The 7,211-nt window shown below is 62.3% G+C and carries 3 protein-coding genes; all 3 read left to right on the top strand.

Annotation, left to right across the window (positions count from 1 at the left end):
• The coding region (locus tag FHX10_RS35305) for a DUF4082 domain-containing protein (RefSeq protein WP_246721356.1) at positions 1 to 325 on the top strand (325 nt) is incomplete at its 5' end.
• 99 nt (positions 326 to 424) lie between these two features.
• On the top strand, positions 425 to 1,609 hold the full coding sequence (locus tag FHX10_RS28990; RefSeq protein ID WP_028757508.1) for a GTP-binding protein: 1,185 nt from the start codon (positions 425 to 427) through the stop codon (positions 1,607 to 1,609).
• Positions 1,610 to 1,792: 183 nt separating this feature from the next.
• Entirely contained in the window at positions 1,793 to 7,204 is a 5,412-nt protein-coding gene (locus tag FHX10_RS28985; protein ID WP_063474719.1) for a DUF4082 domain-containing protein, read from the top strand.
• Positions 7,205 to 7,211 lie beyond the last annotated feature (7 nt).

The following is a 7,211-nucleotide window of genomic DNA, read 5'->3' as shown; positions in this document are numbered from 1 at the left end:
CGGCACCAGGCTTGCCACCGCCACCTTCAGCAACACCACGGCGAGCGGCTGGCAGACGGTGAACTTCACGACGCCCGTCACCATTACCGCAAACACCAACTATATTGCGTCCTATCACACCACCGGCGCTTACGTGGCAACTGATGGCTTCTTCGCGAATGCGGTCACCAATGGTCCATTGACGGCCCAATCAAGTGCCGTCGCCGGCGGCAACGGTGTCTATGCGTATGGCGGATCCGCCACCGCAGGTCTCTTCCCGACCGACACCTACAATTCGGCGAATTACTATGCCGACGTTGTCTTCCGACCACAGCTCGTCGCGTGAAAAAAAGGACAAGGTTACGGACCGGTTTCGAATGAGGCTCATACGCAAATGCTGGTCGCGGCGAAGTGCGCTTCGACCGCCCGCATTCAAGGAATGCCGATGAACAGGATCGAGCGGCTCCCGGTAACCGTGCTGGCCGGCTTCCTCGGCGCTGGTAAGACGACGCTTCTTAGCCACGTCCTGAATAATCGTCAGGGCCTGCGGGTCGCTGTCATTGTCAACGATATGAGCGAAGTGAACATAGACGCCAGTCTCATTCGAGACGGCGGCTGCAACCTGTCGCATACGACGGAGACATTGATCGAGCTCAGCAATGGTTGCATATGCTGCACCCTGCGCAACGACCTGCTGACGGAAGTACGGCGACTGGCAGAAGAGCGGCGATACGACTATCTGTTGATCGAAGGCACCGGCATTGCCGAGCCATGCCCTATCGCTGCCACCTTTTCCTTCCGTGACGAGAACGGCGTCTCCCTCGCAGATTTTGCCAGCCTCGACACAATGGTCACCGTGGTCGACGCTGCAAACCTGTTAGCCGACTACAGCAGTGCCGATCTGCTTGCCGACCGCGGCCTGCAGCGCGACGGCGAGGACCGGCGCACACTCATCGACCTGCTGGTGGATCAGATCGAGTTTGCCGATGTTGTCGTGATCAACAAGATCTCGGACGCGACCGAAGAGATCCGCGCGGAAGTCCGCAAGATAGTTGCTGCGCTCAACCCGGATGCGCGCCAGGTGGAGACGGATTTCGGCAAGGTTTCTCTTGCAACCATCCTCAGTACGGGCCTCTTCGATGAAGCAAAAGCCGCCGCCCACCCGTTGTGGCACAAGGAGCTGTACAGCCCGGGCGACCATGTCCCGGAGACGGAAGAATACGGGGTATCGAGTTTTGTCTATCGCACGCGGCGTCCCTTCGACCCCAGGCGGTTTCGAGCATTCCTGGACGAGCCCTGGCCGGGGGTAATCCGCGCCAAAGGCCATTTCTGGCTTGCCACACGCCCGCGTCATGTGGGCCTGATGTCGGCGGCCGGGGTGCAGCGGCGCTGCGAGCCGATGGGGCTCTGGTGGGCGGCCGTGCCCCGGCAGGATTGGCCGAGCCATCAGCAGTTTCGTCAGCATATCGAAAGCCGGTGGGACAGCGCTTGGGGCGACCGTCGGCAGGAGCTCGTATTCATCGGTGTTGATATGGACGAGACAGGTGTGCGGACCGCACTGGACGGATGCCTCGCCAGCGCCGATCCGCGCGACTGGGCCGCCCTCGAAGATCCGTTTCCGGCCTGGTAGCACGGGCGCTCGAGTTAAAAACCGGCTCGACCAGCCGGACCGGCCCAGAATGCCTTTTCAACCAGCGTCAGCCACTTGGAAGTAGCCCGGCTGGTATGCGTTGAGGGTCATCATATGGGCGTAGGGGATACCTCCCTCATACCCCAGATTGCTGTCGTACATTCCCTTGGCAAAGGTGCCAGAATGAAGCTCTTGCTATGGCGGCCGAAGGGCGGGCCGATGCGGAAGGGGACGCCGCTGATGCGGAGAATTCATGTCAGTAATCGTGAGTATTTGAGTACATTTGGTGGAGCGTTGAGTATCTGTCGTGCACCCTCAACCTGGAGCGCAGTGCTGGGAACCGCGACGGTTGTATCTTCCACGAGTACCGATGGTTCCCTAAGCTTTGCCAGTAACGGCAGCTTCGCCAATCTCGACGGCGCCGCCCTCCCGTCCTCCTTCACCGGTCCGTCTTCCTTTACCGGCAATATCATGCAGCCTGCCGCGCTGATCTCATCGGGCGGCGTGCAAACTGCCTCGATACCACCGACGGCGATGCCCGCGCCTGCAGGCGACGGCGGCGCGCAGGACACCTCTGCCAAGACGGCGTCGGTTGCGACGGTGTTGCAGACGACGACGTCATCCGAACGCACCGTGCTCGGCCCGGACCCGTATGAGGAGGCTGCGACACTGCCTGCCGCTCCGGCGCTGACGGGTGTTACCGGCGATGCCGATACCGGCAGCGCCAAGACGCCGGCGCCGGCCGGTTCTTCCAGCAGTGTCGGCACGACTTCATTGCGCCTTCAGGCCTCGATAGCATCCATCTCGGTGGAGCCGAGCCAGGACGTTTCTGCCGAGACGACCGCCGCCGCGACGGCATTGGCGACGCCAGCGACGGCAACTTCGGCGGCAGCGACTCCGGCAGCGTCGGTCGCGACGGTAACGCCCAACAAGATCGCGCTCGAAAACCTGAAGCAGGGCAACCCGATCAGCGAGTGGGGTCTTGAAGGCGACGGCGGCGGCACCATCCAGGGCTTCGCCACCGAAATCAGCACAAATATCGGCCAGACGGTCGATTTCAAGATCGCCACCGATTCCACCCATTACCGCATCGATATCTACCGCATGGGCTATTATGGCGGGGCCGGCGCACGCAAGGTCGACTCGATCGAGAAATCGCTGACAACGGCGCAGATCCAGCCGCATCCGATCGTCGACATGTCGCTCGGCCTTATCGATTGCGGCAACTGGTCGGTTTCGGCGAGCTGGCAGATTCCGACGGACGCGGTCTCCGGCGTCTACTTTGCCAAGCTGGTGCGCGAAGACGGCACCGAGGATGCAAGCATCATCCCCTTCGTCGTGCGCGACGACGCCTCGACCAGCAATATCGTCTTCCAGACGTCCGACACGACATGGCAGGCCTATAATGCCTGGGGCGGCGCCAGCCTCTACTACGGCGAAGTGCCCGTCGACCCGGCAGACATGATCGGCTACCTGCCGCCGAACTGCAGCTGCGGGCTGACGGCGATCGGTCGGGCCTCGGCGGTCAGCTATAACCGGCCGATCATCACCAATACGAGCCCGATCGGCGGCTCGCACGACTACATCTTCGGCGTCGAATCCTCCGCCATCTCGTGGCTGGAGCAGAACGGCTACGACGTTTCCTATATTTCCGGCGTCGATGCGGCGCGCAACGGCACGCTGCTGCTCAACCATGATGCCTATCTCTCCGTCGGGCATGACGAATACTGGTCTGCCGAACAGCGCGCCAATGTCGAGGCGGCGCGCGATGCCGGCGTCAACCTCGCCTTCTGGAGCGGCAACGAGTGCTACTGGAAGGTCCGCTGGGAAAGCAGCATCGACGGCAGCGGTCAGGCCTACCGCACCATGGTCTGCTACAAGGAAACCTGGGGCACGAGCACGGATCCGAGCAATGTCGGCACCGGCACCTGGCGCGATCCGCGTTATGCCGATCCGGGGCAGCAGCCGGAGAATGCGCTGACGGGCACGATGTTCCAGGTGGACAGCTACCGCCAGGATACGATCTCCATTCCCTACGACTATTCGAACCTGCGCTTCTGGCGCAATACCGATGTCTCCCAGCTGAATGAAGGCGAAACCTACAATCTGGTGCAGAACCTGCTCGGCTATGAGTGGGATTCCGATGTCGAGAACGGCTTCCGTCCGGATGGCCTCATCAACCTGTCGCTCTCTTCCATCGCGGTGAGCACCTATCTGCGCGATTACGGCACCACGGTCGGCGATGCGGTGGCGACCCATAGCCTAACCATGTACCGGGCAGAAAGCGGCGCGCTGGTCTTCGGCGCCGGCACCGTCTTCTGGTCCTGGGGGCTGAGTGACAACCACCAAGGCCCGGCCACGTCAACCGATCGCAACGTGCAGCAGGCGATGGTCAACATGTTCGCGGACATGGGTATTCAGCCGACGACGCTGGATGCGAGCCTGATCCTTGCGACACAGTCGACCGACACGCTGAAGCCGACCTCGTCGATCAGCTCGCCGATCATAGGCGCAAGTTTCGTCGAAGGGCAGCGCGTGACGATCACAGGGACGGCGCAGGATTTCGGCGGCGGCATCATCGCCGGCGTCGAAGTCTCCACCGATGGCGGCCAGCACTGGTTCAAGGCGTCAGGCCGCGAGAGCTGGAGCTATAACTGGGTCGTCCAGGCGAGCGGCACCTATACGATCATGTCGCGCGCCGTCGACGACAGCGTCAATATGGAGGCGCCGTCTGCCGGCAAGCAGGTCACCGTCACGCTGCCGGGCACGCAGGGCCTATGGACGCTTGCGGAAAAGCCCGCGGTCGAAATGGCGATCGATCGCGATTCCGTCGAGCTCGGCCTGCGCTTCCAGGCGACGACGGCAGGCTACGTGGAAGGCATCCGCTTCTACAAGGGCTTCTACAACATCGGCGACCATGTCGTCAGCCTCTGGAGCGCCAACGGAACGCTACTGGCATCAGGCGTGTCGGTGGGCGAACCGCTTTCCGGCTGGCAGACGGTGATGTTCTCCAGCCCGATCCAGATTGCCGCCGGCACGACCTATGTGGCCTCCTATCACACCAACGGCTTCTACTCCGCCACCGAGAATTATTTCGCCAGCCCCTATGCCAGCGGCGCGCTGAAGGCCGTCGATGGCGGCGGCGTCTATGCCTATGGCGACAATGCCGGCACATTCCCCGGCCAGAGCCCCGGTACCGGCACCAACTATTGGGTCGACGTGGTCTTCGATGCCGGCCCCAACAGCGCGCCGGTTGCGACCGACGACGCGGGGCTGGCCATCACCCGCAACGACAGCCTCGTCGTCTCGATCGCCTCGCTCATCGGAAACGACACAGATCCCAATGGCGATGCGATGACGATTTCGGCCGTCGGCAATGCCGTCAACGGGACGGTGACGCTCAATAAGCAGAACGGCACCGTCATCTTCACGCCGAGCAACAATTATTCGGGGCCGGCAAGCTTCACCTATACGCTGTCGGACGGGCGCGGCGGCACGGATCAGGGCAACGTCAGCCTCACCGTAAACCAAGGCCCTGCCGGGGAAACGCTGTTTAAATCAAGCGAAGGGCCGACGGGCGCAAGCTTCAACGAAGGTCAGTCGCTCGAACTTGGGATGAGGTTCGTCGCTTCGTCCAGCGGCATGATTACCGGCATCCGCTACTACAAGGCTGCCGGCGATACCGGCGCCCATACCGGCTCCCTCTGGACGACCGACGGCACGCTGGTCGCGACCGTCAGCTTCGCCGACAGCGGATCGGCGAGCGGCTGGCAGACCGCGACATTCACCAACCCGGTGCATATCGCGGCTGGCACGACCTATGTCGCCTCCTACCACACGACAGGCTCCTATGTGGCGACATCAGATTATTTCACGTCAGCCCATACCAACGGCGCGCTGACGGCGCTCGCCGGCAGTAACGGCGTCTTCGGAAATGGCACGGGGTTCCCAAGCTCCAGTTACCAGTCGTCGAACTACTGGGTGGATGTCGTCTACAACCAGACAAGCAATGCGGTGCCGTTCGCCGCCAATGACAATGGCTACACGACCTATTCCAACACGGCGCTGTCGATTGCCGCAGCCAGCCTGCTTGCAAACGACAGCGATGGCGATGGCGACCCGCTCAGCATCACCGGCGTCAATGCTGCGGTCAACGGAACGGTGACCTTCAATAGCCAGACCAAGTCCGTCATTTTCACCCCGACGGCGGGTTATACGGGTGCGGCGAGCTTCTCCTATTCGATCGCGGATGGATATGGCGGCATAGCGTCGGCCACCGTCAGCCTCACTGTCGGCACGCCGCCCGGGGGAGGAACGACGTCAAGCCTGTTCACCGGCGCCGACACGTCGGGTGTTGCCGCCGCCAATGACGCCAACTCGGTCGAACTCGGCGTCAAGTTCATCGCTTCCGCCAGCGGCCAGATCACCGGGCTCACCTATTACAGGAGCGCCCAGGATACCGGCACGCATGTCGGCTCGCTCTGGACGGCCAGCGGCCAGGTTCTGGCCCAGGCCACCTTCATCAGCGAGACGGCGAGCGGCTGGCAGACGGTTTACTTCACCCAGCCGATCAATGTTACGGCCGGCGCCACCTATGTGGCGAGCTACCATTCGAACGGCTTCTATTCCGCAACGGCGAACTACTTCACGACGGACCATACGAACGGCGCGCTGACGGCCCCGTCGAGTGCGGCGAGTGGCGGCAACGGCCTTTATGCCTATGGCTCGGGCAGCCTGTTTCCGACCGCTTCCTACAATGCGAGCAATTACTGGGTCGACGTGCTCTATCAACAGGGCGGCGCGCAGAATGCGATTCCGGTCGCCGCCAATGACAGCGGCTTGTCGACCAATACCGGCACGCCGATCACCATCCAGGCCTCAGTGCTCCTGGCAAACGACACCGATGCCGATGGTGATCCGCTTGTCATCACCGGCGTCAGCGGCGCGGTCAACGGCTCGGTCGCCTATGACGCCCAGGCCAAGACGGTGACTTTCACGCCGACGGCAGGCTATTCGGGACCGGCAAGCTTCAGCTACGCAATTGCAGACGGCAAGGGCGGCACGGCGTCGGCGCAGGTTGCGCTCACCATCAACGGCGGCCAGACGGGAGGGCCGGAGCAGAACCTCTTTGCCGCCGATGCGACGCCTTCGATCGTCTCCGTCAACGACAACCAGCCGGTTAATCTCGGCATGAAATTCCAGGCGGATACGGCGGGCTGGGTTACCGGCATCCGCTTCTACAAGGGGGCAGACAATACAGGCCCGCACAACGGCTATCTCTGGACCGCCTCGGGCACATTGCTCGGCAGCGTCAGCTTCGGCAACGAAACGGCAAGCGGCTGGCAGACCGCCACGCTCACCCAGCAGGTCGAGGTCGCCGCGGATACGACCTATGTCGTTTCCTATAGCACCAACGGCAATTATTCGGCGACCGGCAATTACTTCAGCGCCGATGTGACGAACGGCGATTTGAGGGCGCTCAGCGGCAACAACGGCGTCTATGCCTATGGGGCGAGCGGCTTGTTCCCAAGTGCCAGCTATAACAGCACAAACTACTATGTGGACGTAGCGTTCAGACCGCAGCTCGCGGCGTAGAAGAAGC

Source organism: Rhizobium sp. BK591 (genome assembly GCF_014195045.1).
In the GTDB taxonomy this organism is placed as follows: Bacteria; Pseudomonadota; Alphaproteobacteria; order Rhizobiales; family Rhizobiaceae; genus Rhizobium; species Rhizobium anhuiense.
Note: the sequence above shows the minus strand (reverse complement) of the source record. Positions and strands in the feature narration are given on the sequence as shown.

Coding starts and splice junctions, on each gene's coding strand:
- FHX10_RS28990 (WP_028757508.1), top strand. CDS start 425: ATGAACAGGATCGAGCGGCTCCCGGTAACCGTGCTGGCCGGCTTCCTC.
- FHX10_RS28985 (WP_063474719.1), top strand. CDS start 1,793: ATGAAGCTCTTGCTATGGCGGCCGAAGGGCGGGCCGATGCGGAAGGGG.